Genomic DNA, 26,566 nt, shown 5'->3' with positions numbered 1-26,566 from the left:
GGGGTATGCCGCCATGCCGAGATTCTTATGTCCCCGCCTGGGCCACGTTGTGTCCTAACAGCAGGTTCGGGGCTTAGGCCGCTCCCACAAGTCAGGTTTGGGGTGCCCCCCGCCAAAAACCCGCCGCCAACGCTGTGGCACCGCTCTTGCATCTGCTCCGGCATGAGTCCCGAACTTGCCCTTACCGAACTCCGCGGCGGCCTGGTTGCCACCTTGTGGATCGCCGGTCCCTTGCTACTTGTCGTGCTGGTCGTCGGCGTGGTGGTCGGCGTCATCCAGGCCGCTACCCAGATCAACGAGCCGACCATTGCCTTTGTCGCCAAGGCCGCGGCCCTGACCGCGGCGCTGTTTGCGCTGGGCAGCCTGCTGCTGGGTCACCTGGTCGAATTCACCGTCATGTTGTTCCAGCGCATTCCGCACCTGATCGGTTAGCGCGATGGATTCGGTCACCCAGACAGTCATCGACGGCCAACAGGCGTTTGCCATCATCGGCAACACCCTGTGGATCATGCTGCGCATTGGCGCGATGCTGATGGCCATGCCGATGATCGGCACCCGTGCGGTACCGGCGCGGGTGCGGGCGCTGCTGGCGGTGGCACTGTCCGTGGCACTGTCCCCGGTCCTGCCGCCGGTGCCTATCTTCAACGGGTTTGACTCGATGACCGTGCTCAGCATCCTGCGCGAGGTAGCCGTGGGGGTCAGCATCGGCTTCCTGCTGCGGCTGATCTTCGAAGCCGGCGCCATGGCCGGCGAAATGATCGCGCAGAGCACCGGCCTGGCCTTCGCGCAGATGGCCGACCCGATGCGCGGCGGCAGCTCCGGCGTGATCGGGCAATGGTTCTACCTGATGTTCGGCCTGCTGTTTTTCACCAGCAATGGTCATCTGGCACTGATCTCATTGCTGGTGGACAGCTACAAGGCGCTGCCCATCGGCACCGCCCTGCCCGATCCCCATGCGGTCGCTGCCCTGGCCCCCACCCTGGCCCTGCAGATTTTCCGGGGCGCGCTGTCGCTGGCACTGCCCCTGGTGGTGGCGATGCTGGCGATCAACCTGGCCTTTGGCGTCCTTGCCCGCGCGGCACCGGCATTGAACCCGATGCAGCTGGGCCTGCCGGTGGCACTGCTGCTCGGCCTGTCCCTGCTCACCCTGTTGGCCGGGGAAATGGGGCCGCCGGTACAGCGCCTGTTCGACACCGCTTTCGATACGGCACGACAAGTGACAATGTGACGCCCTACACAGCTCTCGTTTTTTGCTTTCACATTGCCTGAAGGACCTATTGCTGGTTTCCTTATAGCCGTGGATAGTCCGGGTACAGCACGGACTGCAGGGGATTGTGGTACCGGCTACGAGATTTCGCTCCCGCGACCGCGGCGCGACAACCTTAGGGAGGGGTTTGATGCTCGTTGGCAGCTACAACCCGTTGTTTGTCGTGCTGTCGATCCTGGTGGCGATCCTGGCCTCGTTCACAGCGCTGGATATGGCCTCGCGGGTATCCGCCTCACAGCCACGCCGCGCGGCGGCCCGCTGGCTGCTGGCCGGCGGCGTCGCCATGGGCGCAGGCATCTGGTCGATGCATTTTGTCGGCATGCTGGCCTTCCGCCTGCCCATTCCACTGGGCTACGACCTGTGGCTGACGGTGGAATCGCTGCTGGTAGCGGTGGCTGCCTCGATATTCGCCTTGTGGCTGGTCTCGCGACCGACCCTGCCGCACCTGCGCCTGGCCCTGGGTGCGCTACTGATGGGTCTGGGCATCGCCTGGATGCATTACGTCGGCATGTCCGCACTGAAGATGAATCCGGACATCGATTACGACCGGGTCTGGTTCGCCCTTTCCATCGTGATCGCGGTCGGTGCCTCATGGAGCGCGCTGTATATCGCGTTCCGCCTGCGCACCGCTGAGCACGCCCTGCCGCCAAGGCTGATCGCCGCCGCGGTGATGGGCCTGGCCATCGTCGGCATGCACTATACCGGCATGGCGGCGGCGCGCTTCCCGGCCAACTCCGTCTGCACTGCCGCCACCACCGGCGGCGTACCCACCGAATGGCTGGCCGCTTGCGTGGTGCTGCTCACGGTAGGCGTGATGGGTGTAGTGCTGACCATCTCCCTGTTCGAACAGCGCATGCAGGCACGCTTGCTGCATCTGCGAAACTCGATGCTGTCGGCCTCGCTGGACGACGCCCGCAAGGAGTTGTTCCATGCCAGCCAGCACGACTCACTGACCCGCCTGCCCAACCGCCAGCTCTCGCATGAGCGTATCGAACAGCTGCTGCAGGCAGGCCAGCCGTTCGCGGTCATGTCCATCGACCTGGATGGCTTCCGCCATATCAACGGCGCCTTTGGCTCGCAGACCGGCGACGCCGCCCTGGTCGATATCGGCGAACGCCTGCGCCAGCTGCTTCCTGCCGAAGACCTGGTCGGACGCTTGGGTGGCGACCAGTTCGTCATCGCCAGCCAACTGCGCCAGACCGAAGAGTTGGACGCGCTGGCCGAGCGCATCATCCTGGCGGTCAACTCGGTTCGGGTTGGCGGCCGCGAACTGCGCATCACCGCCAGCCTGGGCATCGCCCAGTACCCGCAGGCAGGCAACTCCGCCGCGCAGTTGATCGCGATGGCCGAGACCGCCATGGCGTACGCAAAACAATCCGGGCGCAACACACACGCGGTGTTCGCCGACTGGATGAATGACAACGTCGAGCAGGACCGGCGCCTGCTCGACGACCTGCGCAAGGCCTTGGGCACACCGCAGCTGTCGCTGCATTACCAGCCCCGCGTGCATGCCGACAGCGGCCGCATCAGTGGCGCCGAGGCCCTGATCCGCTGGCGTCATCCCGAACATGGGTTCATCCCGGCAGAACGCATCATCCGTCTCACCGAGCAGAGCGGGCTGATGGACGTAATCGGCAACTGGGTACTGGATGAGGCCTGCCGGCAGATGCGTTGCTGGCAGGACGCCGGCAACGCCGAATGGCGGGTGGCGGTTAATCTGTCGGGGCGCCAACTGGGCTCGCCGAAACTGATCGATGACGTGCGCTCCGCGTTGGACCGCAACGAACTGGAACCCTCGCGCCTGATCCTTGAGATCAGTGAAGGGGCGGTGATGCGCGACACCGACAACGCAATTTCGGTGCTGCGCAGTGTAGCCGGGCTGGGCGTCGGCATATCGATTGATGACTTCGGCATCGGCGTGTCCAGCCTGCTGCACCTGAAGCGACTGCCTGCCACCGAGATCAAGATCGACCGCGCTTTTGTATTGGCGCTGGAAGAAAGCGACGAAGACGTGGTCATCGTTTCTGCGATCGTCGCGCTCGGCCACGCACTGAACATGGAGATCGTTGCCGAAGGCATCGAGACCCAGGGCCAACGCGCCTATGTGGAACGGCTGGGCTGTGACCATCTGCAGGGTTATCTGCTGGGCCGCCCGGTCAGCGCGGAGAATTTCATGCGCCTGCACGGTGGCGATGCCCAGCATGCGGCGCTGGAAGCACGACTGGCCTCGTTCAACGCCAGCCAGGAATAGGCCGTAGTGCCGAGCCATGCTCGGCAAAGGCATTCCCCATAAACCCGAACCTGTAGTGCCGAACCATGCTCGGCAAGGGGCTTCACCGGTAGAGCCCTTGCCGAGCATGGCTCGGCACTACCTTTGGGTAGCTTGTAAGGCCCCTTGCCGAGCATGGCTCGGCACTACCCTTGGGTAGCTTGCAAGGCCTCTGCCGAGCATGGCTCGGCACTACCTTTGGGTAGCTTGTAAGGCCTCTGCCGAGCATGGCTCGGCACTACATCCTGGGTTTGGAATGATTTTTGCACGGCCATGGAAGAACCCTTCTTCCATGCCGAGCAATGTCCGAGAACGAACAGGCCGGGGAAAAAACCGAACTCCCCACCGAAAAACGCCTGAAAGAAGCCCGCGACCAGGGCAATATTCCGCGTTCGCGGGAACTGGCCACCGCTGCGGTATTCGTTGCCGCGGTGCTGGCGCTGTACGCCATGGGCGGCTCCATGGGCGGCTCGGCGCGGCAATGGATGAAGGCCGCGCTCTCGCCGGAACCCGGCTTGCTGGACACCCCCAACGCCTTGTTCGGCCACGCCGGCTGGATGCTGCTCAAGCTGATGCTGGCTTTCAGCCCGCTGTTGCTGGTGTGTCTGGCTGCCGGCATGGTGGCCCCGGTACTTATGGGGGGACTGCGTTTTTCCAACAAGGCACTGATGCCCGACCTGAAGCGCATGAATCCGCTCACCGGAATGAAACGCCTGGTTGGCGCCGAGGCATTGGCCGAACTGGTCAAATCGATGCTGCGCGTGGCCTTTGTCGGCACCGCCGCCGGCCTGTGCATCTGGCACGGCGCCGACGGCCTGCGCGGGCTGCTGCACCTGCCACTGGAGAGCGCCATCGGGCGCGGCCTGGGCTTTACCCTCAAGCTGCTGCTGGCCACCGCAGGGGCCATGGCCCTGCTCGCCGCCATCGATGCGCCGTACCAGAAGTGGAACTGGTTGCGAAAGCTGAAGATGACGCGCGAAGAACTGCGCCGCGAGATGAAGGAAAGCGAGGGCAGCCCCGAGGTCAAGGGCCGCATCCGGCAGATGCAGATGCAGCTGTCACAACGCCGGATGATGGAAGCCGTGCCCACGGCCGACGTGGTGCTGGTCAACCCCACCCATTATGCCGTTGCCCTCAAGTACGAGAGCGGGCGCATGAACGCCCCCACCGTGGTCGCACGCGGGGTGGACGAACTGGCCCTGCGCATCCGCCAGGTCGCCGACGGCAACAAGGTCGCCATCGTCTCGGCGCCGCCTTTGGCACGGGCTTTGTATCGGGAAAGCCAACTCGGCAAGGAAATCCCCGTGAGACTGTATTCGGCTGTCGCCCTGGTCCTGTCCTACGTCTACCAGCTGCGCCAATGGCGCGGCGGTCCGATGCCCCAGATGGCAACGATCGATATTGATGAATTCGGCAAGGGAGAAACCCGATGAGCAGCCAGACCTCGGGCCTGTCCGCGCGCCGCGTGCTGGACATGCTGCGCCATGGGCTGGGCGCGCCACTGATCGTGCTGGCCTTGCTGGCCATGGTGGTGGTGCCGCTGGCCGCGCCGGTGCTGGACGCCCTGTTCACCCTCAACATCGCCATCTCCATGCTGGTGCTGCTGGCCGTGGTGTATGTGAAGCGGCCGCTGGACTTCACCATCTTCCCGATCGTGCTGCTGGTCACCACCATGCTGCGGCTGGCGCTGAACGTGGCTTCCACCCGCGTCATCCTGCTCAATGGCCAGGACGGCCATGACGCCGCCGGCAAGGTGATCGCCGCCTTCGGTGAGTTCGTGATCGGCGGCAACTATGCGGTCGGCATCGTGGTGTTCGCGATCCTGACCATCATCAACTTCGTGGTCATCACCAAGGGCGCCGGACGCGTGTCGGAAGTCACCGCACGCTTCATCCTGGATGCCATGCCCGGCAAGCAGATGGCGATCGACGCCGACCTCAACGCCGGTTTGCTGACGCGCGAGGAAGCCAAGGTCCGCCGCGAGGAAGTCCGCGAGGAAGCCGACTTCTATGGCGCGATGGACGGTGCCAGCAAGTTCATCCGCGGCGATGCCATCGCCGGCATTCTGATCCTTTTCATCAACATGCTTGGCGGCCTGGCCGTGGGCGTGCTGCAGCACGACATGGCCTTCGGCGACGCCGCGGCCACCTATACGCTGCTGTCGATCGGTGACGGCCTGGTGGCGCAGCTGCCGGCACTGCTGGTTTCCAGCGCGGTGGCCATGCTGGTCACCCGCGCCTCGCGCTCGCAGGACATGAGCGAAGCGATGATGGGCCAGGTGTTCGGCCAGTACCGCGCACTGGCCATCACTGCCGGCATCATTGGTCTGGTCGGCCTGGTACCGGGCATGCCCAACCTGGCTTTCCTCAGCCTGGCCGCGATCCTTGGCTTCATCGCCTGGAAACTGTGGCGGCGTGAGACCAGCGCTGCCGCCAAGACCACCGCCAACGAAACCGCCGCCAGCGAAGGCGGCCTGAACGCACTGGGCCAGCCGCAGCCGGCCCCCACCGCCGAACTGACCTGGGACGAACTGCGCCCGGTCGATCCGCTCGGCCTGGAAGTCGGCTACCGGCTGATTCCGCTGGTCGACAAGGCCCAGGGCGGCGAGTTGATGACGCGCATCAAGGGCGTGCGCCGCAAACTCACCCAGGACCTGGGTTTCCTGATTCCGCCGGTCCATATCCGCGACAACCTGGAGCTCCCGGCCACCCACTACCGCCTGCTGATCCATGGCGTGCCGGTCAGCACCGCCGACATCCACCCGGACCGCGAACTGGCACTGGACCCCGGCAGCGCGATGGGCAAGCTGGAGGGCATTGCCGGCAAGGACCCGGCATTCGGCCTGGACGCCACCTGGATCCAGCCCCACCAACGCGCACATGCCGAATCGCTGGGCTACACCGTGGTCGATCCGGCCACCGTGGTTGCCACCCACCTGTCGCACCTGATCCGCGAGCACGCCCCGGAGCTGCTGGGTCACGAGGAAGTGCAGCAGTTGCTGGCCACACTGGCCAAGAGCGCCCCGAAGCTGGCCGAAGACCTTTCGCCCAAGGCGCTGCCACTGTCCACCGTGGCCCGCGTGCTGCAGAACCTGCTGGTCGAGCGCATCCCCATCCGCCAGCTGCGCAAGATCGCCGAAGCCCTGGTCGAAGCCGCACCGACCACCCAGGACGCCGCCACGCTCACCGCCGCGGTACGCAACACGCTCGGCCGCTTCATCGTGCAGGAAATCGCCGGCTCCTCGCCGGAGCTGCCGGTATTCACCCTCAACCCGCAATTGGAACGCGTCTTGCAGGAGTCAACACAAGGCAATGGCGCCGCACTGGAACCTGGTCTCGCCGAACGCCTCCACCAAAGTCTTGCCGATTGCGTCGGCAAGCAGGAGGCCCGCAACGAGCCGGCTGTAGTGCTGGTACCGGCCCCGGTACGCGCCGCGCTGGCGCGCCTGGTCCGCCACAGCGTGCCCTCGCTGTCGGTCCTGGCCTACAGCGAAGTGCCGGAAGACAAACGCCTGAAACTGGTCGGCACGATCAGCTGAGGCAGCCCGAAAGCCGACGCCGGCAGCCATGCCGGTGACGGAAACCAGACACCTGCTGCACCGCACCCATTCCGCAAGAAGGAGCCCGCCACGTCATGTTCGACATCGCCAACGCCACTCCTTCGCCGCAGCCCCACTCCCGGTACCAAAGCATGAAGATCAAACGTTTCGTCGCCGCTGACATGCGCACCGCCATGAACCTCGTGCGCAAGGAGCACGGCCCCGACGCCGTGATCCTGTCCAACCGACGGATCGAGGAAGGTGTCGAGATCGTGGCGGCCGCGCACTACGACGAAACCGCAGTGAAGCAGGCGCTGGAAGCCAGCCGCCCGGCACCGCCGGCACCGGCCAAGCCGCGCAGCGCCGCCGAAGCCATCATGGCCGCGATGACCCGCCGCAAGGCACCCGAGCCGGAGCCCGTCACCGCCACCACCTCGGCCGTCGCCGCTTTGGCACGCTCGGCGGTTGGCGCCACCGGCCGCTCCATCGACAACAGCATCGAACTGGCACCGGGCAGCCGCTTTGCTGGCCTGCTCAAGTCCGCCGACGTTGCACCGGTTGCTCCGCGCGCCCCGGCTCCCCAGACCTTCTACGCCACACAGCCGGCCAGCGCCGACGAACTGCCGATCGTGCCGGCTTTCCGTCCCGTCGGCAGCGCCGCGGCGGTCGCCCCCCTGGCCTCCGCACCTGCCGTCACCCAGCAGGCCAGCTTTGCCGACGCCATCGCCGCCGTCACCATCGAGGCGCCCGCACCGATGGAACGCGCACGCTTCGTCATCGATCCGCCGATGCCGGAGCCGGAGTTGCAGCAGCCGATCGCTGCCGTCGCCGTTCCAGCAATTGCTGTCGCACCGGTGTTCAACCCTGCCCCGGTCGCCGTGGCCCCCGTCGCTGTCGCGCCCGCAATCGAGGCAATCGCAGCCCCGGTCGCTGCGGCAGCAGCCATCGCCGCCGTCGCTAGCCCGCAGCCGGCGGAAGCGTCGGTGACCAGCGCTGCTGAAGCCACCGAAACTGCGGCCGCCGCCACCTCCCCGGTGAGCGCAGTGACCAGCGCACCGGTGATCATCGCCCGCGACGACGAACAGCTCAGCCAGCTGCGCCAGGAAGTGGCTGGCATGCGCCACCTGATCGAGCGCGAGATGAACCGCTTCACCGACGAGCGGCTGCGCGGCAGCGCGGTGCGCGCCAATGCACTGGACCTGATGGATGAGTACGGCTTCGACGCCGGCCTGGCCCGCGACGTCGCCACCCAGATTCCGGCCGACATCGACCCCAGCCGCGCCCGCGGACTGATGCTGGGCCTGATCTCCAAGAAGTTGCCGATCGCCCCGGTCGACCCGATGGAAACCGGCGGCGTGATCGCCCTGGTCGGCCCCACCGGTGCCGGCAAGACCACCACCATTGCCAAGCTGGCCTCGCGTTTCGCCGAAGCCCATGCCGCCCGCGACGTGGCCCTGGTCACCACCGACACCCAGCGCATCGGCGCCCGCGAGCAGCTGTACGGCTTCGGCCGCCAGCTCGGCATCGCCGTGCACGAGGCCAATAGCGGCACCGACCTCAACCAGCTGCTGCAGAAGCTGGCCGACTACAAGCTGGTGCTGATCGACACCGCCGGCCTGGGCCAGCGCGATCGTGCCCTCACCGCCCAGCTGCAGTGGCTGCGCGCCGCCGGCCAGATCCGCACCCTGCTGGTACTGCCGGCCAACACCGCCTTCCAGGACATGGACGAAGTGGTCCGCCGCTTCAGCGCCGCCAACCCGCAGGGCGTGGTGCTGACCAAGCTGGACGAGACCGGCCGCTTCGGTTCGGCCCTGTCAGTGGCGGTCGATCACCGCCTGCCGATCACCTGGGTGACCGACGGCCAGGACGTCCCGGAAGACCTTTATCGGGCCTCTGCCGCAAATCTTGTACTCCGCCTTGAAGATTTGCGCCGCGCGGCCGATATGCCCTGCAACACGGAGTTGAACAATGCAGTCGCGTGAGTACGCCAAGCTGACCAACACCTTTCCGCTGTCGGCAACCCGGCACGAACCGGCCGGTCCGGTACGCACCATCGCGGTGACGGGCGGCAAGGGTGGCGTAGGTAAAACCAATGTCTCGGCCAACCTGGCCGTGGCACTGGCAGGCATGGGCAAACGCACCCTGCTGCTCGACGCCGACCTGGGCCTGGCCAACATCGACGTGGTGCTGGGCCTGCAGCCCAAGCACACCCTGGCCGACCTGGTCGCCGGGCGCGCCACGCTGGAAGAAGTCATCATCGAAGGCCCGAACGGCGTGCTGGTCGTGCCCGCCGCCTCCGGCCGTCGGCACATGGCCGAATTGCAGCCGGCCGAGCATGTGGGCCTGGTCAACGTGTTCTCGGAGCTGGAACGCGACCTCGATGTGATGATCATCGACACCGCGGCCGGCATCACCGACAGCGTGCTGACCTTCTGCCAGGCCGCCCAGGACACCGTGGTCGTGGTCTGCGACGAGCCGGCCTCGATCACCGACGCCTATGCGCTGATCAAGGTGCTCTCGCGCGAACGCGGCGTGGACCGTATCCAGGTCGTGGCCAACATGGTCCGCGACCCGAACGAAGGCCGCGCCCTGTATGAAAAGCTGGTGCGGGTCTGCGAGAAGTTCCTGATCGATGTCTCGCTGAACTACCTGGGCTGCGTGCCGCAGGACGACTGGTTGCGTCTGTCGGTGCAGCGCCAGCAGCCAGTGGTGAAGCTCTACCCTTCCGCGCCAGCCTCGCTGGCGATCAATGAAATCGCCCGTCGCACCGCGCGCTGGCAAGCCCCAACCGCCCCACGCGGCGGCGTTGAGTTCTTCCTGGAACGCATCATCCAGCAGAAGGTGAAGGCATGAACAATGCAGCCGCTCACTATCGTGAAGTCCAGCGCAGCGCGGCCAATGACTGCATCGCCCGCCACGCCGACCTGGTACGCCGCATCGCCCATCACCTGGCCGCGCGCCTGCCGGCCAGCGTCGAAGTCGACGATCTGATCCAGGCCGGCATGATGGGCCTGATCGAAGCCTCGCGCAGCTATGACGCCGAACAGGGTGCATCGTTCGAGACCTATGCGTCGATCCGTATCCGCGGCTCGATGATCGATGAGATCCGTCGCGGCGACTGGGTGCCGCGCTCGGTGCACCGCCGCGCCCGCGATGCCGCCGCCACCATCCGCCGGCTCGAGCAAAGTTCCGGCCGCGCGGCCAGTGCCAGTGAAGTGGCCGAGGCAATGGAGCTGCCGCTACCCGAATACATGCGGCTGGTCGAAGACGCCTCGCGCGGCCAGGTGCTGAGCCTGGAATCACGCATCGAAGACCAGGGCGAGTTGGACACCCCGACTACCGGTGGGCCCACCCCGCAGCAGGTTCTTGAGCGCAGCCAGTTCGGCACCGAGCTGGGCAAGGCCATCGGCCAATTGCCCGAGCGCGAACAGCTGGTGCTGTCGCTGTACTACGAACAGGAATTGAACCTGAAAGAAATCGGCGCGGTATTGGGCGTCAGCGAATCCCGCGTCTGTCAGATCCACGGCCAGGCCATGCTGCGTCTGCGTGGCCGACTGAAGATTTTCGAGGCGGCCGACGCCGGCCTCGAGGAACCATGAAGAGGAAAGCCTTTTGAACAAGAACATGCGCATCCTGATCGTTGACGACTTCTCGACGATGCGTCGCATCGTCAAGAACCTGCTCGGCGATCTGGGCTTCACCAATACCGCCGAAGCCGAGGACGGGCATGCCGCGCTGTCATTGCTGCAGAGCCAGCCGTTCGATTTCGTCGTCACCGACTGGAACATGCCGGTGATGACCGGCATCGAGCTGCTCAAGGCGATCCGCAATGACGCCAAGCTCAAGACCTTGCCGGTACTGATGGTTACCGCCGAGGCCAAGCGCGAGCAGATCATCGAGGCCGCGCAGAGCGGCGTGAACGGCTACATCATCAAGCCCTTCACCGCGCAGACGCTGGAAGAGAAGCTGGGCAAGATCTTCGAACGCCTGGCAGCGAGCGCCTGATGGACCGCCTCGGGGAAGCATTGAGCGACAAATCGGCCCTGGTGCAGCGCCTGCAGGACGCACTGGCAGCATTGGAAAGTGGCGATGAGGCTGGCTGGCGCCGGGAAATCGACGCACTCGCCGCCCTGCGCGCGCAGCCGATGATGTCCGGCCTGGGCCGGCTCGCCCGTGAACTCGGACAGGCCCTGGGCGAACTGCCCAGCGTGCCCAGCGAAGCCGGCGAGCTGGACGATGCCTGTGCGCGTCTGGACCACGTCGTGCAGATGACCGAGCAGGCCACCCATCGCACGCTCGACCTGGCCGAAGAATGCCGGGCACTGACCGAGCGTCTGCGTACCGACGGGCTCAACGCCGAGCAGGGTGAGATTCTCGAACGCATCCGCCACAACCTCACCGAAGTCGCGCTGACCCAGAGCTACCAGGACCTGACCGGGCAGATCATCCGCCGTGTGGTTGGCATCGTCCGCCGCGTGCACGAAGGGTTTGGTGCGCTCGGTCTGCCGCCGCCGGAAGAAGACGCACGCAACCATGGCCTGGCCGGTCCCGCCGTCAATGGCCTGGACCGCCATGCCGTTTCCCAGGTCGACGCCGACGATCTGCTCTCGGACCTGGGGCTGTAAGCCATGAGTGCTTTTGCCGACGACATCGCCGCCGACTTCATCCTCGAAGCGCAGGAGATCCTGGATCGTCTCGGCGAGCAGCTGGTGACGCTGGAGCAGGCACCGCACGACAGCGACCAGCTCAACGCCGTGTTCCGTGGTTTCCACACCCTCAAGGGCGGCGCCGGTTTTCTGGCGATCACGCCAATGGTGGAGCTGTGCCACGCCGCCGAGGAAACCCTGGGCATGGCCCGCGCCGGCAAGGCCGAACTGCTGGCGCATCATTTCGATGCCGCCCAGCAATCGCTGGACTGGCTGCAGGCCATGCTCGACGCGGTGTCTTCCGGCACCGATCCAGAGCACGCGCCCGCCGCGCTGATCGCGCAGTTCGATGTCGGTACCGCCGCGGCCGTTGCCGCGCCGCAGCCGACCGCGGTCGCCGTCAATGCAGGTGACAGCGACCTGATCAGCGAAGACGAGTTCGAGGCCCTGCTCAACGAACTGCATGGCAGCGGCACACCCGGCGCCCAGCCCATCGCCGCCAGCAAGGCCGGCGATGACCTGATCGACGAGGACGAATTCGAGGCACTGCTGGACAAGCTGCACGGGGGCGCGGCGCCCGGTGCCGTCGCCGTGCAGCCCATTGCGGCCACGCCGCCGAAACCGAAGCCGGCACCCGCGACGCCCGCCCGGCCTGCGCCCGCGGCTGCCAAGCCGGCCGCTGCAAAGGCCGCCGAGCCCGAGCACACCGTGCGCGTGGATACCAAGCGCCTGGACGCCATCGTCAATCTGATCGGCGAACTGGTGCTGGCGCGCAATCGGCTCAAGACCCTGCGCACGCGCCTGAAAGACGAAGAACTGGACCGTGCGGTTTCCACCCTGGACATCGCCACCGCGCGCCTGCAATCGGCGGTGATGCGCACCCGCATGCAGCCGGTTGGCAAGGTTTTCTCGCGCTTTCCCAAGGTTGCGCGCGATGTCGCCCGCTCACTGCAGAAGGAAGTCGACCTGGAGCTGATCGGCGCCGATACCGAACTGGACCGCAACCTCGTCGAAGCGCTGGCCGATCCCTTGGTGCACCTGGTCCGCAATGCCATCGACCATGGCGTCGAATCGCCGGAGCTGCGCGAAGCCCAGGGCAAGCCGCGAATGGGCCGGGTACGGCTATCCGCCCAGCAGGAAGGTGACTACGTCAGCATCGAGGTGCAGGACGACGGCGCCGGCATTGACCCGGAACGTCTGCGCGCCAAGGCCCGCGACAAGGGCCTGCTTGACCCGGAAGCCGCCGCCCGCCTGACCAGTGAAGAGTGCCTGCACCTGGTCTTCCTGCCCGGTTTCTCTACCAAGCAGGAAGTCACCGATATATCCGGCCGTGGCGTCGGCATGGACGTGGTGCAGTCGCGCATCCGCGAACTCAGCGGCCAGATCCAGATCCAATCCGAGCTGGGCCGCGGCAGCCGCTTCCTGATCCGCGTGCCATTGACGCTGGCGATCCTGCCCACGCTGCTGGTACAGGCTGGCGAAGACGTCTACGCCCTGCCCCTGGCCCGCGTGATGGAAGTGCTGCACGCCCCGGCGACCTCGTTGGGCTGGTTCGACGGTCGCGCGGTGCTGGACCGCAAGTCCCACACTTTGGCCCTGCTCGACCTGCGTCAATGGCTGGGCATCACTCCAGCACCGTCGACCTTGCTGACCATCGTCGTGCTGCAGATGGGCGAAGCCCGCTTCGGCCTGGTGGTGGACCAGGTACGCGGCCGCGAGGAAGTGGTGATCAAACCACTACCGCGCGCCCTGCGCGGCCTCAACGGCTATGCCGGCGCCACCTTGATTGGTGATGGCCGCATGGCACTGATCCTGGATGTGGATGGGCTGCGAGGGGTGCAGGGCTGAGCAATGCAGACGCGAGCGGCCTGCAATCTCGCGATCCCGCTAGTCCCCTCTCCCGCCTGCGGGAGAGGGCAGCCCCGCGAAGACGGGGCGGGTGAGGGGCGCTTTCAGCTTTCAAAGCCAGAGCTGCCCTCACCCCAACCCCTCTCCCGCAGGCGGGAGAGGGGCTAACAAAAGCAACAGCGCCTGCAACAACAGCTGCACCGCTCACTGATTCAAGACCGTTACAACGAGGCCGATATACGCACCATGGACCGACTCAGCATCATTGGACTCTTCCTCGCCCTCGCCTCCCTGGTGGGTGGCAGCATCCTCAAAGGCGCCGGCCTGTCCTCGCTGTGGTCACCTGCTGCCTTCGTGATCGTCATTGTCGGCACCCTCGCCGCCATCCTGCTGCACACCTCGCCAGCGGTCTTCAAACATGCCTTCAAGATCGTGCGCTGGGTCATCCGGCCACCGGCCAGTGATCGTCGCGCGCTGGTCCAGCAGATCGTGGACTGGAGCAATATCGCCCGCCGCCAGGGCCTGCTCGGCCTGGAACCGCAGGTGGACCTGCAGGACGACCCGTTCATCCGCAAAGGCCTGCAACTGGTGGTTGACGGTGTCGAGCCAGACACCATCCGCCACATGCTGGAAATCGAGCTCGGCAGCCAGGAGCAACAGGACCTGGCCGCCACCAAGGTGTTCGAAGGCATGGGCATCTACGCGCCCACCTTGGGCATCATCGGTGCCGTGCTCGGCCTGATCGCGGTGATGAAGAACCTGGCCGACCCCAGCAAGTTGGGCCACGGCATTGCCGCCGCGTTCACCGCCACCATCTATGGCATCGCCTCGGCCAACCTGCTGTTCCTGCCAGTGTCGGCCAAGCTCAAGAGCGTGATTGCCAGCAGCTGCCGTGAGCGCGAGATGATCATCGAAGGCCTGATCGCCATTGCCCAGGGTGAGAACCCGCGCAATATCGAAAACAGCCTGGCTGGCTTCGTGAACTGAACCATGGCCCGTCGCAAGCATCACGAAGAGCACGCCAACCATGAAGCATGGGCAATCCCCTATGCCGACCTGATGACGCTGTTGCTCGCGTTCTTCGTGGTGATGTACGCGATCTCCTCCTTGAACGAAGGCAAGTACCGGGTGATGGCCGATGCCCTGACCACCGCCTTCGGTGGCGCACCACGCACCATCACCCAGGTCCAGGTAGGCAACATGCAGATCCAGGGCGGCGGCCACGACACCCCCTCGGTGATCCGCTCGCCCAGCATGACCGGTGGTGCCATGGCCGACCCAACCCAGCTTCCATCGATGGCATCGCATATGCGCATGCCGGTTTCGGCGCACAACCAGGAACAGCTGCAGCGCGCCGAGCGCCAGCTCAACCAGATTGCCGATCGACTCAGCAGATCGCTGGCGCCGCTGGTCAAGCAAGGTGTCATCACCGTGCGCCGCACCGAGCTGTGGATCGAAGTCGAGATCAACAGCGACATCCTGTTCAGCACCGGCTCGGCGGCATTGGACGCAGGCGCACGCAACACCCTGGGTACGCTGGCCGACGTGCTGCTGGATGCACCCAATGGCGTGCGGGTGGAAGGCCATACCGACAATCTGCCTATCGCCACCGCGCAGTTCCCATCCAACTGGGAGTTGTCGGCTGCGCGTGCGGCCAGCGTGGTTCATCTGTTCGCCGACCACGGCGTGCAACCACAACGGCTGGCGATGGTCGGTTACGGCCAGTTCCGCCCTCGCGAAAGCAATGATGCGCCCGAAGGGCGCAACCGCAACCGGCGGGTGATGGTGATCATCCTCGCCGATTCGGCAGCGGCAGCCGATCTGCCGCCTGCCGGCAACACCACAGCCAGTACCGGCGGCGATGGCGACAGTGGCGGCGCACCCGCCGCGGCCGCTGTGCGCAGCGCGGTACCGGCGGTCATCGAAGGAGTCCAATGATGCGCATCTGGGCCATTGCCAACCAAAAAGGCGGCGTCGGCAAAACCACCACCACTTTGTCGCTGGGGCGCGGCCTTGCCGCCCGCGGACACAAGGTGCTGCTGATCGACCTGGACCCCCATTCCTCCCTGACCCGCGCCTTCGGCGTACCGGTCGAACCGGTACCGCAGGGCGTGCAGGAGCTGTTTGCCGCCCCGCCGCATGAAATCGCTGCGCTGGCCCGCCACAGCGATATTCCCGGGCTGGACTACCTGTGCGCGCAGGCCTCGCTGGCCACGTTGGAACGTCGCAGCGCCAACCAACCCGGCCTCGGCCTCGCCCTGCAGCAGGCGCTGACCCGCCACGGCGATCAACACGACTACATCCTGCTCGACTGTGCGCCGACACTGGGTCTGCTGATGATCAATGCGCTGGCCGCGGCCGACCGCCTGATCATCCCGACCCAGGCCGAACCCCTGGCCCTGCATGGACTGGATGGCATGGTCCGTACCGGCGAGATGGTCGAGCGTTCACGCAAGCGCACGCTGCCGATATCGGTGCTGCCGACGCTGTTCGACCGCCGCACCCGTGCCGGCAACGAGACCTTGAAACTGATGCAGGATCGCCACGGCGAATGCGTATGGGAAGACGCGATCCCGATCGACACCCGCATCTGCAACCCCGCTGCGCTGACCGTCCCCCTGCTCGGCGACGATTACCCGGGCCGCGGCATGGCCGCTTACCGTCGGGCGCTGGAATGGCTGCTGCTCAGCGAGGCCGCGCAGCTGGAGCGCGCCGCATGAGCAACGACGTATTGGACGACTATCTCGGCGAACTGCTGCTGGAGGCGGTACCCGCGGCTGCGGTCGCCGCGCCTGCAACGCCAGCCAAACCGGCTGTCGTCGAGGTGCCGGGTGACAGCCCCGAACTGGAAGCGGTGTTCGAAGCCGCGCTGGCCGAAGCGCAGGCCAAGCCCGCCGCTACACCTGCCCCCGTCACGGCAACCATGCCGTCCGGCGACACTGCCGCCTTGCAGGCTGCCTTCGACGACGCGCTGGCGGCCACTACCGCCGCCAATGCAGGTCGCCCCCCCACCTGGGACGACCTACCCGACGAAGTGATCTACGAGACCGGTCCCGCAGAAAGCCGCAAGTTGGCGCATAGCGACAGCGCCAGCCTGCAGGCCGCGTTTGAAACCGCGGCGGGCTTGCCGGCGAGCTCGGCGCCCCCACCGCGCAGCACCCCCAACGTCCGCGCCCTGGACGCGCCCTCGGCGGACGCACGCCCCAGCACCTGGCAGGAACTGCAGGCGCAGGCACAGCGCCCGGCGAGCAGCCCGCAGCAGCGGCGCGCCGCCGAGCGCAGCTCGCGCTGGCTGCGCTTGCGTTGCGGCCAGCAGACCTATGCGCTGGAACTGCTGAAAGTCCAGGAAGTGGTGTTGCCAGTGCCTCTGCTGGCACTGCGCGGCACCGGCCCCTCGATGCTCGGCATCATGAATCTGCGCGGCCAGGTGGTACCGGTAATGGACCTGTGCCGCCACCTGGACGTGCAGAGCGCGCCGGAGGACTCGCAGACCCGCATCGTCGTACTGGAGGAGAACGGCGAGACCCTGGGCCTGCGCGTGTCGGCGGTTGAAGACGTCGCCAACCTCAACGACTCGCAGATCGAGCCACCGGACACCGCCCGGATCTGCCAGATATCCAACGAGTTGTTCCGTGGCATCGCCCGCGTCGGCCAGCAACCGATGATCCTGCTGGATGCCGGCCGACTGCTGCGCTGATTGCCGCTTCGCCTCCTCCCTTTCATACAGGGAACGGAAGGCAGCAAAGGTAGTGCCGAGCCATGCTCGGCAGAGGCTTTACCAGTAAGGCCCCAGCCGAGCATGGCTCGGCTCTACACCGTCAAAAACTACCCCTCCCCAGCCCTCCCCTTCGCTGCGCGAAAGAGAGGGGGCTCAAAACCTGCTGCGCTGATGGCCTCCCTTTCGCACAGAGTGCGGAAGGCGGCGAAGGTAGTGCCGAGCCATGCTCGGCAGAGGCTTTACCGGCAAGGCCCCAGCCGAGCATGGCTCGGCTCTACACCGTCAAAAGCTACCCCTCCCCAGCCCTCCCCTTCGCTGCGCGAAAGAGAGGGGGCTCAAAGCCTGCTGCGCTGATGGCCTCCCTTTCGCACAGAGTGCGGAAGGCGGCAAAGGTAGTGCCGAGCCATGCTCGGCAGAGGCTTTACCAGTAATGGCCCAGCCGAGCATGGCTCGGCTCTACAGAGTCAAAACCTACCCCTCCCCAGCTCTTCCCTTCGCTACGCGAAAGGGAGCTGGCCCAAAACCTGCTGCGCTGATGGCCTCCGTTTCGCACAGAGAACGGAAGGCGGCAAAGGTAGTGCCGAGCCATGCTCGGCAGAGGCTTTACCAGTAATGCCCCAGCCGAGCATGGCTCGGCTCTACACAGTCAAAAACTACCCCTCCCCAGCTCTCCCCTTCGCTACGCGAAAGGGAGGGGGCTCAGAACCTGCTGCGCTGATTGGCTCCCTTACGCACAGAGAGCGGAAGGCGGCAAAGGTAGTGCCGAGCCATGCTCGGCATAGGCTTTACCAGTAAGGCCCCAGCCGAGCATGGCTCGGCTCTACCCCGCCAACAGCTCCCCCTCCCCAGCCCTCCCCTTCGCTGCGCGAAAGGGAGGAGGCCTGAAAACGTGCGCCCGTTAACACTATCTGCTGCAACGCATCGCAACCCTAAAGATCACTGGCACTTCGCCGCTATCTCTCCCAGTAACGTTTGTTCGGAGCAACGATGAGCACTGTGGCCCTGGCGCAGGATCTCGGCATCGAGTCCACCAGCGAGTTGAAACAACAACTGGCAACCCACCTGCCACAAGCAGGTGAGCTGCGGGTGGATGCCGGCCAGGTAAGTCGCATCCACACCGCTGCAATGCAGGTGCTGTGCGCCTTCGTGCTGGCCCGCCAGCAAGCCGGCCAGGGCACTGTCTTTGACAACGCTACCGACACCTTCCGCGACGCCGCGCGCCTGCTCGGTGTCCTCCGGACCCTCGGTCTGGAAGCAACCCCTGACACAACGAAATCTGTGGAGAACGCTGCATGAGCGCACGAATCTTGGTGGTGGACGACTCGGCGTCGATGCGCCAGATGGTCTCTTTCGCCCTCACCTCGGCCGGCTTTTCGGTTGAAGAAGCCGAGGACGGCGCGGTCGCCCTCGGCCGGGCCAAGGGCCAGCGTTTCAACGCCGTGGTCACCGACGTCAACATGCCGAACATGGACGGCATCTCGCTGATCCGCGAGCTGCGCCAGCTGCCGGACTACAAGTTCACGCCGATGCTGATGCTGACCACCGAGTCGGCCGCCGACAAGAAATCCGAAGGCAAGGCCGCCGGTGCCACCGGCTGGCTGGTCAAGCCGTTCAATCCCGAACAGCTGATTGCCACCGTACAGAAAGTCCTGGGCTGATCAGCCCACCTGCCCCACCGATCGGATACCGCGCCAATGAGCATGGACCTGCAACGTTTCCACGCCACCTTCTTCGAAGAAAGCCGCGAAGGGCTGGATGCAATGGAGGCCGGCCTGCTGGCACTGGAAGACGGCCAGCACGACCCTGAAGTCATCAACTCGGTGTTCCGTGCAGCGCACTCCATCAAGGGGGGCGCCGGCACCTTCGGCTTTGACGCCATCGCCGGCCTCACCCACGTGCTGGAAACGCTGCTTGACGAGCTGCGCGCGGGCAAGCGCGCACTCGAAAGCAACGCGGTCGACGCGATGCTGGGCTCGGTGGACGTGCTGCGTGCGTTGCTGCGTGAGGTCGAACATGGCCAGCCCGCCGACCCGGCAGCGGTCAAGGCGATTACTGATCGCTTGCAGGCTGTCCTGTCTGGTGCCGCACCGGTTGCCGCGGCTGCAGTGAAGCAGGAAGAAACCCCGGATGCCTGGCAGATCGGCTTTGCCCCGGCACCTTCACTGTTCATGAGCGGCAACGATCCGCTGCGCATCATCCGCGAACTGGAAACCCTGGGTTCCCTGCACGTGGAGCCGCGCATGGCACGGCTGCCCAGCTTCGACCAGCTCGATCCGCTGGAAGCCTACCTGGCCTGGGACCTGGGCCTGGTCGGCAAGGTACCGCGCAGCCGCATCGAAGACACTTTTGCGTGGGTGGTCGATGACTGTGAACTGGACATCCGCCCGGCCGCACCGCCCAGTCTTGCCGTGGAAGCGCCCGCCGCTGCCGTCGCCAGTACTGCCAGCGTCGCCGACGCCGCTGCTGGCAGCAAGCCTGCGGCCAGCGCCCAGCAACACGAAGCCGAAAGCTCGATCCGCGTCAGCGTCGACAAGGTCGATGCGCTGATCAATCTGGTCGGTGAACTGGTCATCACCCAGGCCATGCTCAAGCAGGTATCCGGTGGTCTGGACCCGGTCCACGCCGAACAATTGTTCGCCGGCCTGGACTTGCTCGAACGCAATACCCGCGACCTGCAGGAAGCCGTCATCGGCGTGCGCATGCTGCCGGTGGACGCGGTGTTCCGCCGCTTCCCGCGCCTGGTCCGCGACCTCTCCGGCCGCCTGGGCAAGCAGGTCCGCCTGCGCACCATCGGCGAAGGTACCGAGCTGGACAAGGGTCTTATCGAGAAGATCGCCGATCCCCTGGTGCACCTGGTCCGCAACTCCATCGACCACGGCCTGGAACTGCCGGACGTGCGTCGCGAATCCGGCAAGGACGAAACCGGCACGATCACCCTGGCTGCGTCGCACCAGGGCGGGCATATCGTCATCGAAGTCAGCGACGATGGCCGCGGCCTGAACCGCGACAAGATCCTCGCCAAGGCGCTGGAACGCGGCTTGAACGTGCCGGACAACCCCACCGATGCACAGGTCTGGGATCTGATCTTCCAACCGGGCTTCTCCACCGCCGATGCCGTTACCGACCTGTCCGGTCGTGGCGTTGGCATGGACGTGGTCCGCCGCAACATCCAGGCACTGGGTGGCGAGGTGCAACTGGAAAGCCGCACCGGCGCCGGCACCCGCGTGTTGATCCGACTGCCGCTGACGCTGGCCATCCTCGACGGCATGACTGTCTCGGTGGCGGGCGAAACCCTGATTCTGCCCTTGGCCTACGTGCTGGAAGCCCTGCAGCCGCAACCCGATGACATCCGCACCATGGCAGGCGAAGGTCGCGTGTTGCGCGTACGCGGCGAATACCTGCCCATCCTGTCGCTGGGCGAGTACTACGGCTATCCCGACAATCCACAGGCCGAGCCGCTGGTGGTGGTGGTCGAGGGCGATGGCCAGAAGATCGCGCTGGAAGTGGATGAGCTGATCGGCCAGCAACAGGTCGTGGTCAAGAACATCGAGAACAACTACCGGCGCATCAGCGGTGTATCCGGCGCCACCATCCTCGGCGATGGCCGGGTTGCGTTGATCGTTGATATCGGCGGCCTGGTGCGCTCGCTGCGCACGCAGCAGGCGGCCTGATCACCTCTTGATTGCCACCTCCGGCCGCGCGCCCATCATCTGGGCGTGCGGCTTTCGGCTGTATGCGTGCCACCGCGGAGCGACTCAGCGGCACCTTGCTGGCGCTGGAACCGTGTCCGCATAACGCCTTCAAGAAGCCCCGAAAACTGCCGATACCGCATCGCAATGCAATCAGGTTTGTCAAGCAACCTGGGCCTCCGTCGCGGCCTGCACCACTCAAGACATTCCCCAGGGGCGCCGGACCTGTGGATCGCCCCATGCCCGCCTACGGAGATGTCTGCAATGAAGTGGTTCCAGAACCTGTCGATCACCCGAAAACTGGTGCTTGCATTCTGCAGCACCGGCCTGCTCACCCTGCTGCTCGCGCTGTTTGCCGTGTGGCGCATGAACGTGGCCGACAGCCAGATCGAACAGGTCAACAACAATTGGATGCCGGCCGTGCAACAACTGGGCGAAATGCGCGCCCAGCTTGGTGAGTTCCGCACGTTCGAACAGGCCCAGCTCAACTACCAGGGCGACACCGCCCAGCTGGCCGACTACGACAAGCGCATGGCCGACACGCGCAAGCTGATCGAAGCGGCGGAGAAGGCTTACGACGACATCGAAGCCGACTACAGCGCCGATGAGCTGGCCCTGTACAACAAGATGAAGGAACTGCGTGCCGGCTACTTCGACGCTCACGAGCGCATCGCCGCCGCCATCGCCGCCGATGACTTCGCTACTGCCGCCAGCATCTCCAGCGGTGATTCGCGCAAGCTGCGCCGTGCGCTGTTCGACCAGCTCAAGCAGCTCTCGCAATACAACCAGGACCAGCTCACCAAGCAGACCGTGCAATCACAGCAGGCACATGACCGCTCGGTTGCCGCCATCCTGATCGGCCTTGCCGTCGCCCTGCTGTTGGCTGCCGCCTTGGGCTGGGCCATCATCCGCGCCATCATGGTGCCGCTGGCCGACGCGGTCCGTGTGGCCGACGACGTCGCCGCCGGCAAGCTCGACCGCCGTATCGACACCGCGCGACGCGACGAGGTTGGCAAGCTGCTGCAGTCCATGCAGCGCATGCAGACCCAGCTGCAAGCGGTGATTGGCGCCCAGCGCGAGATGGCCAGGCAGCACGATGCCGGCATGATCAGCCATCGCATGGACGAAACCAGCTTCCCCGGCGATTACGGGGTGATGGTCAAGGAAAGCAACGCGCTGGTGAACTCGCACATCCAGCTGATCCTGTCCGCGCTGGAGATCATCAAGCGCTACGCCAATGGCGACCTGTCCGTCGACATCGAACGTCTGCCCGGTGAGAAGGCGGTGATGACGGATGCCGTCGATGCGGTCAAGACCAGCCTGTCGGCGATCAACAGTGAGATCAAACACCTTGCGGGAGCAGCCGCCCAGGGCGACTTCTCGGTCCGCGGCGACGCGGCGGCCTACCAACACGACTTCCGCGACATGGTCAGCAGCCTGAACCAGTTGATGGAAACCACCGACGGCAACCTGTCCGAGCTGTCCAAGCTGTTGCAGGCCATCGCCCGTGGCGACCTGACCGTGCGCATGCAAGGCGATTTCCACGGCGTATTCGCCGACATGCGCGACGACGCCAATGCCACCGTTGGTCAGCTGACCGATATCGTTGGCCGCATCCAGCACGCCGCCTCCAGTATCAACCTGGCCGCCACCGAGATCGCCACCGGCAACAGTGACCTGTCGCGCCGGACCGAGCAGCAGGCTGCCAACCTGGAGGAAACTGCCGCCTCGATGGAGGAACTGACCTCCACCGTGCGCCAGAACGCCGAACATGCGCGCCAGGCCAACCAGCTCGCCATCGGCGCACATGGCGTGGCCAGCCAGGGCGGCACCGTGGTTGGCCAGGTGGTCACCACGATGAGCGCCATCGAGGCCTCGTCGAAGAAGATCGCCGACATCATCAGCGTCATCGATGGCATCGCCTTCCAGACCAATATCCTGGCACTCAATGCCGCGGTGGAAGCCGCACGTGCCGGTGAACAGGGCCGTGGCTTCGCCGTGGTTGCCTCGGAAGTGCGCACCCTCGCCCAGCGTTCGGCGGCGGCGGCCAAGGAGATCAAGGGCCTGATCGACGACTCGGTCGGCAAGGTCGGCGAAGGCTCGGTGTTGGTGCAGCAGGCAGGCACCACCATGGACGAGATCGTTACCTCGGTGCAGCGCGTGACCGACATCATGGCCGAGATCTCGGCAGCCTCGCAGGAACAGAGCGCTGGCATCGACCAGGTCAACCAGACCGTCATGCAGATGGACGAGACCACCCAGCAGAACGCCGCGCTGGTGGAAGAAGCCACCGCTGCCGCACGCTCGATGGAAGACCAGGCCACCCAGCTGACCGAGGCCGTGGCGGTGTTCCGTACCGACGCCTTGCAGGCCATGACCGCACAGCCGCTGCAGGCCAAGCCGGCAATCGCCGCTGCCGTGGCGCCAGCCCGCCGCCTGCGCGCGGTTGCCCCGGCGCAGCGCGGCAACGCTGCCGTGCGTATCGACAACGAAGGCGATTGGCAGGAGTTCTGATCGCCCGCTGGTCCCGTGACAGACGGCGTCCCCGGCAACGGCGACGCCGTCCACGTTTTCATCACAGGACACTCCAGCAACGCCCGCAAATGCCGATGTACTGACAAACCCCTTACCTTCCAGGCCAGCAGCACCCCATGTCCTTGCCCACGAACTTCCTAACCCGCAGTATTGCAATGCGCTTGATGCTGGGAACGGCATTGGTCGCTACGTTCGCATTCGGCCTCACCGCCTTGTTCATCTACCTGCGCAGCAGTGATGCACTGCTGTCGGCATCCCGGGTCAGCCTTGAGAACATGGCCGAACTTGAGGCCCAACGCATCTCCGCCGAACTGGGCCGCGGCTTCGAGGCCAATGACACCTTGTCACGCAGCTTCCTGGCCTTGCGCCAGCAGGGCGGCTTCAGTCGTCTGAGCGCCGCGCAGGTATTGCATTCCCAGGCACTGAACAATCCGCAATGGGTGGGCGTCGGCACCTTGTGGGAGCCGCAGGCATTCGATGGCGACGACGCCAACCACATCGATAGCGACGGGCACGATGCCAGCGGTCGTTTCATGAGCTATTGGGCCTGGCAGGACGGCGCGCCAGTGCAGGAGCCGTTGCGTGGCTACGACGTGCCTGGCGACGGCGACTGGTATCTGCAGCCCGCCGCCAACAAGAAGCCCTCGGTGCTGGAACCCTATAGCTACGAGATCGGCGGCAAGAAGATCCTGATGACCACGCTGGCAACACCCATCGTGCAGGATGGCCAGTTCCTGGGTGTGGTGACAGTGGACTTCGCCCTGCAGTCGTTGCAGGACCGCCTGTCCAAGATGCGCCCGATGCAGCAAGGCTATGTGCGCCTGCTGTCGCCGACCGGCACCATCATCGCCGACCGCGACCCGGCCAAGGTCGGCAGCAAGGCCGACGATGCCGACACCCGCGCGATGCTGGCCAACACCGCCAGTGGCAGGATCACCTTCGAGCAGCATCACGACGCGGCCCTTGACCAGGACATGGTGGAAACCTATGTCCCGTTGAAGATAGGCAACGCCGAGCAGACCTTCGCCTTTGGCGTGGTGGTGCCCCGCGCCCTGCTGATGCAGCAGGCACGTGCCCTGCTGTGGACGATCATCGTGGTCGGCATCGTGGCCGCCCTGCTGCTGTGTGGCGCGCTGTTCCTGCTGTTGCGCAGATTTGTGTTCACGCCACTGAACCAGGCCGTCGCGCTGTCCGACAACATCGCAGCCGGCAAGCTCGACAACGCCGTCAGCGTGCAACGAGACGACGAACTGGGCACCCTGCTCACCTCCATGCAACGCATGCAGGCACAGTTGCAGGCGGTGATCGGCGCGCAACGCAAGATGGCCATGCAGCACGATGCCGGCACGATCAGCCATCGCATGGATGAGGCGGCCTTCCCCGGCGACTACGGAGTCATGGTCAAGGAAAGCAACGCGCTGGTGAATTCGCACATCCAGATGCTGTTGTCGGCATTGGACGTCATCAAGCGCTATTCCAATGGCGACCTGTCGATCGACATCGAACGCCTGCCTGGCGAGAAGGCCGTCATCACCGAGACCGTCGATGCGGTCAAGGCCAGCCTGTCGGCGATCAACAACGAGATCAAGCGCCTGGCGCACGCCGCCGCCCAGGGCGACTTCTCGGTCCGCGGCGACGCGGCGGCCTACCAACACGACTTCCGCGACATGGTCAGCAGCCTGAACCAGCTGATGGAAACCACCGACGGCAACCTGTCCGAGCTGTCCAAGCTGTTGCAGGCCATCGCCCGTGGCGACCTGACCGTGCGCATGCAAGGCGATTTCCACGGCGTATTCGCCGACATGCGCGACGACGCCAATGCCACCGTTGGTCAGCTGACCGATATCGTTGGCCGCATCCAGCACGCCGCCTCCAGTATCAACCTGGCCGCCACCGAGATCGCCACCGGCAACAGTGACCTGTCGCGCCGGACCGAGCAGCAGGCTGCCAACCTGGAGGAAACTGCCGCCTCGATGGAGGAACTGACCTCCACCGTGCGCCAGAACGCCGAACATGCGCGCCAGGCCAACCAGCTCGCCATCGGCGCACATGGCGTGGCCAGCCAGGGCGGCACCGTGGTTGGCCAGGTGGTCACCACGATGAGCGCCATCGAGGCCTCGTCGAAGAAGATCGCCGACATCATCAGCGTCATCGATGGCATCGCCTTCCAGACCAATATCCTGGCACTCAATGCCGCGGTGGAAGCCGCACGTGCCGGTGAACAGGGCCGTGGCTTCGCCGTGGTTGCCTCGGAAGTGCGCACCCTCGCCCAGCGTTCGGCGGCGGCGGCCAAGGAGATCAAGGGCCTGATCGACGACTCGGTCGGCAAGGTCGGCGAAGGCTCGGTGTTGGTGCAGCAGGCAGGCACCACCATGGACGAGATCGTTACCTCGGTGCAGCGCGTGACCGACATCATGGCCGAGATCTCGGCAGCCTCGCAGGAACAGAGCGCTGGCATCGACCAGGTCAACCAGACCGTCATGCAGATGGACGAGACCACCCAGCAGAACGCCGCGCTGGTGGAAGAAGCCACCGCTGCCGCACGCTCGATGGAAGACCAGGCCACCCAGCTGACCGAGGCCGTGGCGGTGTTCCGCATCGCCGCTGACGACGCCCGCAAATCCTCGGGAAAAACAGCAGCCAGTGCCGTTGTACCGCCGCCGCGGCAGCGACTGCGGCCAGTCGCCACCAGCGCACGTGGCGGACAGGCTGCGCTGAAAATGGATGACGGCGACTGGCAGGAGTTCTGATCTGCCAATCGCCCTAAAGGCCCCCGGCAAGCCATGCCGGGGGCTTTTTTGTGCGCGAACGTTCGCCGGCTGAGTAAACCGGGTAGTAATGCACCCTCAAACGCTGATCGTAAGAGAGTCGATGAAACAATGTGAAATAGTGGTGGCGCGCACACTCCATGCGTTGGGCCCATCACTCATTCCTCGTGATGAATTTGAACCGCTAAGTGAGGTGATGTTGGCGTTAACAACTGTGCTGAATTCTTCAGAATTTCCGTCAGAAAACCTTCTACAGCGAACGCAGAGAACGCCGTTATCGGCTATGAC

20 protein-coding genes are annotated in these 26,566 nt (G+C 65.4%); all 20 read left to right on the top strand.

Translation table 11 applies throughout. The features are described 5' to 3' along the window. The first annotated feature begins 162 nt into the window (after positions 1-162). The 20 genes from AC1VXC_RS12540 (at position 163) to AC1VXC_RS12445 (ending at position 26,260) form a co-directional block, all read left to right on the top strand. Positions 163-432 (top strand): flagellar biosynthetic protein FliQ, encoded by a 270-nt coding sequence (locus tag AC1VXC_RS12540; protein WP_282269983.1) that lies wholly within the window; start codon positions 163-165, stop codon positions 430-432. 4 nt (positions 433-436) lie between these two features. After that, on the top strand, positions 437-1,228 hold the full coding sequence (gene fliR, locus AC1VXC_RS12535) for a flagellar biosynthetic protein FliR (RefSeq protein WP_313492734.1): 792 nt from the start codon (positions 437-439) through the stop codon (positions 1,226-1,228). 169 nt (positions 1,229-1,397) lie between these two features. After that, entirely contained in the window at positions 1,398-3,518 is a 2,121-nt protein-coding gene (locus tag AC1VXC_RS12530) for a putative bifunctional diguanylate cyclase/phosphodiesterase (RefSeq protein WP_313171815.1), read from the top strand. Positions 3,519-3,838: 320 nt separating this feature from the next. Further along, entirely contained in the window at positions 3,839-4,969 is a 1,131-nt protein-coding gene (gene flhB / locus AC1VXC_RS12525) for a flagellar biosynthesis protein FlhB (RefSeq protein ID WP_313171813.1), read from the top strand. Further along, positions 4,966-7,074 carry a flagellar biosynthesis protein FlhA gene (gene flhA, locus AC1VXC_RS12520; RefSeq protein ID WP_313492729.1) on the top strand — a complete coding sequence of 703 codons (2,109 nt, stop codon included), beginning with the start codon at positions 4,966-4,968 and terminating at the stop codon, positions 7,072-7,074. Before flhB ends, flhA begins: the two co-directional genes overlap by 4 nt. Before the next feature lie 152 nt (positions 7,075-7,226). Further along, positions 7,227-9,056 carry a flagellar biosynthesis GTPase FlhF gene (flhF, locus tag AC1VXC_RS12515; RefSeq protein ID WP_482995051.1) on the top strand — a complete coding sequence of 610 codons (1,830 nt, stop codon included), beginning with the start codon at positions 7,227-7,229 and terminating at the stop codon, positions 9,054-9,056. Further along, on the top strand, positions 9,043-9,927 hold the full coding sequence (locus AC1VXC_RS12510) for a MinD/ParA family ATP-binding protein (RefSeq protein WP_057628672.1): 885 nt from the start codon (positions 9,043-9,045) through the stop codon (positions 9,925-9,927). The genes flhF and AC1VXC_RS12510 overlap by 14 nt, the downstream gene beginning before the upstream one ends. Further along, positions 9,924-10,673: an RNA polymerase sigma factor FliA gene (locus tag AC1VXC_RS12505; protein WP_313171806.1), complete on the top strand. Its 750-nt coding sequence runs from the start codon at positions 9,924-9,926 to the stop codon at positions 10,671-10,673. The genes AC1VXC_RS12510 and AC1VXC_RS12505 overlap by 4 nt, the downstream gene beginning before the upstream one ends. 13 nt (positions 10,674-10,686) lie before the next feature. Then, the gene (gene cheY, locus AC1VXC_RS12500) at positions 10,687-11,079 is read left to right on the top strand and encodes a chemotaxis response regulator CheY (RefSeq protein ID WP_303749801.1); all 393 of its coding nucleotides are present in this window, start codon (positions 10,687-10,689) and stop codon (positions 11,077-11,079) included. Further along, complete coding sequence (locus AC1VXC_RS12495) at positions 11,079-11,699, top strand: protein phosphatase CheZ (protein WP_481539526.1); 621 nt, start codon at positions 11,079-11,081, stop codon at positions 11,697-11,699. Before cheY ends, AC1VXC_RS12495 begins: the two co-directional genes overlap by 1 nt. A 3-nt stretch (positions 11,700-11,702) precedes the next feature. After that, the gene (locus AC1VXC_RS12490) at positions 11,703-13,568 is read left to right on the top strand and encodes a chemotaxis protein CheA (RefSeq protein ID WP_481529104.1); all 1,866 of its coding nucleotides are present in this window, start codon (positions 11,703-11,705) and stop codon (positions 13,566-13,568) included. A gap of 246 nt (positions 13,569-13,814) precedes the next feature. Continuing rightward, a complete protein-coding gene (locus tag AC1VXC_RS12485; protein WP_313171798.1) occupies positions 13,815-14,555 on the top strand; it encodes a flagellar motor protein in 741 nt (246 codons plus the stop codon). Between the two features lie 3 nt (positions 14,556-14,558). Then, a complete protein-coding gene (gene motD / locus AC1VXC_RS12480; RefSeq protein WP_313171796.1) occupies positions 14,559-15,506 on the top strand; it encodes a flagellar motor protein MotD in 948 nt (315 codons plus the stop codon). Next, positions 15,506-16,288 carry a ParA family protein gene (locus tag AC1VXC_RS12475; RefSeq protein ID WP_481539527.1) on the top strand — a complete coding sequence of 261 codons (783 nt, stop codon included), beginning with the start codon at positions 15,506-15,508 and terminating at the stop codon, positions 16,286-16,288. Before motD ends, AC1VXC_RS12475 begins: the two co-directional genes overlap by 1 nt. Further along, positions 16,285-17,265, top strand: a complete 981-nt coding sequence (locus tag AC1VXC_RS12470) for a chemotaxis protein CheW (RefSeq protein ID WP_481539528.1) — start codon at positions 16,285-16,287, stop codon at positions 17,263-17,265. Before AC1VXC_RS12475 ends, AC1VXC_RS12470 begins: the two co-directional genes overlap by 4 nt. A gap of 1,008 nt (positions 17,266-18,273) precedes the next feature. Next, the gene (locus tag AC1VXC_RS12465; RefSeq protein ID WP_313171792.1) at positions 18,274-18,582 is read left to right on the top strand and encodes an STAS domain-containing protein; all 309 of its coding nucleotides are present in this window, start codon (positions 18,274-18,276) and stop codon (positions 18,580-18,582) included. Further along, entirely contained in the window at positions 18,579-18,944 is a 366-nt protein-coding gene (locus tag AC1VXC_RS12460) for a response regulator (RefSeq protein WP_057628682.1), read from the top strand. The genes AC1VXC_RS12465 and AC1VXC_RS12460 overlap by 4 nt, the downstream gene beginning before the upstream one ends. Before the next feature lie 36 nt (positions 18,945-18,980). Next, complete coding sequence (locus AC1VXC_RS12455) at positions 18,981-20,957, top strand: chemotaxis protein CheA (RefSeq protein WP_481539529.1); 1,977 nt, start codon at positions 18,981-18,983, stop codon at positions 20,955-20,957. Between the two features lie 282 nt (positions 20,958-21,239). Further along, positions 21,240-23,489 (top strand): methyl-accepting chemotaxis protein, encoded by a 2,250-nt coding sequence (locus AC1VXC_RS12450; RefSeq protein ID WP_313171787.1) that lies wholly within the window; start codon positions 21,240-21,242, stop codon positions 23,487-23,489. Positions 23,490-23,626: 137 nt separating this feature from the next. After that, positions 23,627-26,260: a methyl-accepting chemotaxis protein gene (locus AC1VXC_RS12445; protein ID WP_481539426.1), complete on the top strand. Its 2,634-nt coding sequence runs from the start codon at positions 23,627-23,629 to the stop codon at positions 26,258-26,260. The last annotated feature ends 306 nt before the right edge of the window (positions 26,261-26,566 follow it).

It is taken from the genome of Stenotrophomonas sp. STEN033 (assembly GCF_056856655.1).
Note: the sequence above shows the minus strand (reverse complement) of the source record. Positions and strands in the feature narration are given on the sequence as shown.

Bases quoted from the DNA above. Each gene is read 5' to 3' on its own strand.
- AC1VXC_RS12460 (WP_057628682.1), top strand. From the start codon at position 18,579: ATGAGCGCACGAATCTTGGTGGTGGACGACTCGGCGTCGATGCGCCAG.
- AC1VXC_RS12450 (WP_313171787.1), top strand. From the start codon at position 21,240: ATGAAGTGGTTCCAGAACCTGTCGATCACCCGAAAACTGGTGCTTGCA.
- AC1VXC_RS12455 (WP_481539529.1), top strand. From the start codon at position 18,981: ATGAGCATGGACCTGCAACGTTTCCACGCCACCTTCTTCGAAGAAAGC.
- AC1VXC_RS12510 (WP_057628672.1), top strand. From the start codon at position 9,043: ATGCAGTCGCGTGAGTACGCCAAGCTGACCAACACCTTTCCGCTGTCG.
- AC1VXC_RS12505 (WP_313171806.1), top strand. From the start codon at position 9,924: ATGAACAATGCAGCCGCTCACTATCGTGAAGTCCAGCGCAGCGCGGCC.
- AC1VXC_RS12490 (WP_481529104.1), top strand. From the start codon at position 11,703: ATGAGTGCTTTTGCCGACGACATCGCCGCCGACTTCATCCTCGAAGCG.
- flhF (WP_482995051.1), top strand. From the start codon at position 7,227: ATGAAGATCAAACGTTTCGTCGCCGCTGACATGCGCACCGCCATGAAC.
- AC1VXC_RS12475 (WP_481539527.1), top strand. From the start codon at position 15,506: ATGCGCATCTGGGCCATTGCCAACCAAAAAGGCGGCGTCGGCAAAACC.
- AC1VXC_RS12445 (WP_481539426.1), top strand. From the start codon at position 23,627: ATGTCCTTGCCCACGAACTTCCTAACCCGCAGTATTGCAATGCGCTTG.
- flhA (WP_313492729.1), top strand. From the start codon at position 4,966: ATGAGCAGCCAGACCTCGGGCCTGTCCGCGCGCCGCGTGCTGGACATG.
- flhB (WP_313171813.1), top strand. From the start codon at position 3,839: ATGTCCGAGAACGAACAGGCCGGGGAAAAAACCGAACTCCCCACCGAA.
- motD (WP_313171796.1), top strand. From the start codon at position 14,559: ATGGCCCGTCGCAAGCATCACGAAGAGCACGCCAACCATGAAGCATGG.
- AC1VXC_RS12530 (WP_313171815.1), top strand. From the start codon at position 1,398: ATGCTCGTTGGCAGCTACAACCCGTTGTTTGTCGTGCTGTCGATCCTG.
- AC1VXC_RS12485 (WP_313171798.1), top strand. From the start codon at position 13,815: ATGGACCGACTCAGCATCATTGGACTCTTCCTCGCCCTCGCCTCCCTG.
- AC1VXC_RS12540 (WP_282269983.1), top strand. From the start codon at position 163: ATGAGTCCCGAACTTGCCCTTACCGAACTCCGCGGCGGCCTGGTTGCC.
- AC1VXC_RS12495 (WP_481539526.1), top strand. From the start codon at position 11,079: ATGGACCGCCTCGGGGAAGCATTGAGCGACAAATCGGCCCTGGTGCAG.
- fliR (WP_313492734.1), top strand. From the start codon at position 437: ATGGATTCGGTCACCCAGACAGTCATCGACGGCCAACAGGCGTTTGCC.
- AC1VXC_RS12470 (WP_481539528.1), top strand. From the start codon at position 16,285: ATGAGCAACGACGTATTGGACGACTATCTCGGCGAACTGCTGCTGGAG.
- AC1VXC_RS12465 (WP_313171792.1), top strand. From the start codon at position 18,274: ATGAGCACTGTGGCCCTGGCGCAGGATCTCGGCATCGAGTCCACCAGC.